This window comes from Micromonospora sp. WMMD736 (assembly GCF_049179015.1).
In the GTDB taxonomy this organism is placed as follows: domain Bacteria; phylum Actinomycetota; class Actinomycetes; order Mycobacteriales; family Micromonosporaceae; genus Micromonospora.
In genome coordinates, this window is sequence record NZ_JBMHMI010000095.1 from 1 (window position 1) to 2283 (window position 2283).

General features: G+C 64.5%; 4 protein-coding genes. 3 read left to right on the forward strand and 1 reads right to left on the reverse strand.

Annotated elements, in window-relative coordinates; translation table 11 throughout:
• The 3 genes from ACN269_RS34065 to ACN269_RS34075 form a co-directional block, all read left to right on the forward strand.
• On the forward strand, positions 1-220 hold a 220-nt coding region (locus ACN269_RS34065; protein ID WP_421477358.1), incomplete at its 5' end, for a hypothetical protein.
• A 137-nt stretch (positions 221-357) separates the two neighbouring features.
• Complete coding sequence (locus tag ACN269_RS34070) at positions 358-783, forward strand: hypothetical protein (protein ID WP_421477360.1); 426 nt, start codon at positions 358-360, stop codon at positions 781-783.
• 32 nt (positions 784-815) lie between these two features.
• A complete protein-coding gene (locus ACN269_RS34075) occupies positions 816-1568 on the forward strand; it encodes a hypothetical protein (protein ID WP_421477362.1) in 753 nt (250 codons plus the stop codon).
• A gap of 9 nt (positions 1569-1577) precedes the next feature.
• Here the strand turns inward: ACN269_RS34075 and ACN269_RS34080 are convergent.
• Positions 1578-2283: ATP-binding protein (locus ACN269_RS34080; RefSeq protein WP_421477364.1), on the reverse strand; the 706-nt coding region annotated here is incomplete at its 5' end.

Genomic DNA, 2283 nt, shown 5'->3' on the forward strand with positions numbered 1-2283 from the left:
CGCGATCCGCACCCGCTATCACGAGTTCTGGCCGTGCGAAGTGAGTGTTCTCGACCCGGCAATCGTTGACCGCTCCCGAGTACACAGCCCCAAGCACGTCACCGATGCTTACCTACTCGCGCTGGCCGTCGCCAACGGCGGCACGTTTGTCACCTTCGACCAGTCCATTCCGATCTCCACAGTCAGAGCCGCGACGGCCCAGCATCTGACGGTGCTCTAAGCCGCCTGGGCCCACGGCAACTCATGTCGACCGGATGACTCTCAAATGAAAGCTGCCCGTCGATTCTGCCGAACTCGCGGAGACTGCTGACCGCGGTCCTAGCATCACCACTAGCTGGATGTCGACGAGGAGGAATGATGGCCGCCAAGACCGATTTCACCGAGCAGGAATGGGACGCGCTGCAGAAGGGCGTGACCGGTGCAGGGATGTTGGTGTCGCTGGCCGACCCCAGCTTCTTCGACAGCTTCAAAGAGATCGGCGCCATGACCAAGCATCTGGCCGCGGCGCGCGGCGACAGCACCAACCCGCTGATCGGTGAGGTGGCGCAGGTGCACGGCACCGGCTTCGGGTTGACGGCGTCGCCGCAGGAGATCGAGACCCAGACGATCGAGGCACTCAAATCGTCGATGAGCACGCTCAACGCGAAGTCGCCGGGCGACGCCCAGGCCTACCGCGACTTCGTCCTCGGCGTGGCGAAGTCCGTCGGCGAGGCCGCGAAGGGCACCTCCGACACCGAGAGCGACGCCATCCAGAAAATCGAAGGCGCGCTCGCCGGGGCTTGAAGAATGGCCGTTCGACTTCGAATACTCACTGAATGAGCAACGTTTCCGGGGATTGGGGACCCGAGTCCCGCCCCTACCCGCCGCCGCCCTACTATCCCCCGCCACCCGGCTACCAGAAACCTCCCTACGACGTCGAACACGGATTCCGGTGGGCGTGGGCGTCGTTCAGGGGCCACCCGTGGCCCCTGATCGGCGCTCTGCTGTTTTGGTTCGTGGCCCTGGTCCTCCTCTACAGCGTTCCTTTCGTGCTGGTATTCGCCCTGGGCGGGTCTGACGCCGTCATCGTGACCCTCTTGGTGCTGTCGATGCTCACGCTGTTGGTCGCCATCGCCGCCGCGATATCGGCCTACATCAACGGCGTCCTCAAGATCGCCGACGGCCAGCCCGTGACGTTCGCGACCCTGGTGCGGCCCCGTCGGCTCGCAGCAATGCTGGGCTTACTACTTGTGATCGCCCTGGGGGCCATGGTCGGCTTCGTGCTGTTCGTTCTGCCTGGCGTAGTGATCGCGTTCTTGACGATCTTCGCCCCCTTTGTGCTGCTGGATCGCAACGTATCGATCGTCGAGGCGATCAAGGTGAGCGCCGAGCTCGTCAAGGACAACATCGGACCGATACTGCTCATGTGGCTGGCAGGATCGGTGATTGTGTTCGTGGGCCAATTGGCCTGCTTTGTAGGGCTTTTCGTGGCGATACCGGTGGCTACCCTGTTTCACGTCTACACCTACCGCTACCTGTCCGACGGGTGGCTGGCCGCCCCCGGCAGAGTTAGCTCCGGGCTCCGCTAGTCAGCCGGCCTACTTCGCCAGCTGCAGTACCTCGTCGGCCGACGGCGGACTCGACGGGTGATACGACAGGCACCACGGTGCGACGATCCGGTGGAAGGCCTCGCCCTCGGCCGCGACGTAGAAGTTGCCGGCCCGCAATCGGCTGATGTCGGGCACCAATCCGCCTTTCGCGCGAGCCATTTCCTGCGCGGCGTTGATCTGAGCCGGCGAGTTCAGCAGGCCGTAGAACTGGGTGGCGGCATTGCCCGGAATCTGGTTGTGCAGACCCTTGGGCGCCTGGGTCGCGAACACCAGGCCCAAACCATACTTGCGAGCCTGCGACGCCAGCGCCAGCGTGCTACGGGTGCACGCGGTGAAACCCCGTGACGGGGCCAGGGTTTGGGCTTCATCCATTACCAACAAACCGCCTAGCGGCCGGTCACCCGCGGGATGGCGTTTGATCCAGGCGAACAGCGCCATCTGCAATTGGTTGACGAAGCTCTGCCGCTGGTCCTCCGACGGCAGGCCGATCATGCTGATCACCGACACTCGGGCCCGCTTGCCCGGTGACGGGGTCAGCAGCACACCGGGATCCAGCGGGGTGCCCGAACCGCCGAACAGCGGATCGTTGACCATCGCCGCCCGCAGGTCCTGGGCCAGGTTGCCCGCGATCTTGCGCGCGTCGGCGAGATCGCTGACGTCGTCGGGCAGATCGCTGAGCATGTCGACGAATCCG

Bases quoted from the DNA above. Each gene is read 5' to 3' on its own strand.
- ACN269_RS34070 (WP_421477360.1), top strand. From the start codon at position 358: ATGGCCGCCAAGACCGATTTCACCGAGCAGGAATGGGACGCGCTGCAG.
- ACN269_RS34075 (WP_421477362.1), top strand. From the start codon at position 816: ATGAGCAACGTTTCCGGGGATTGGGGACCCGAGTCCCGCCCCTACCCG.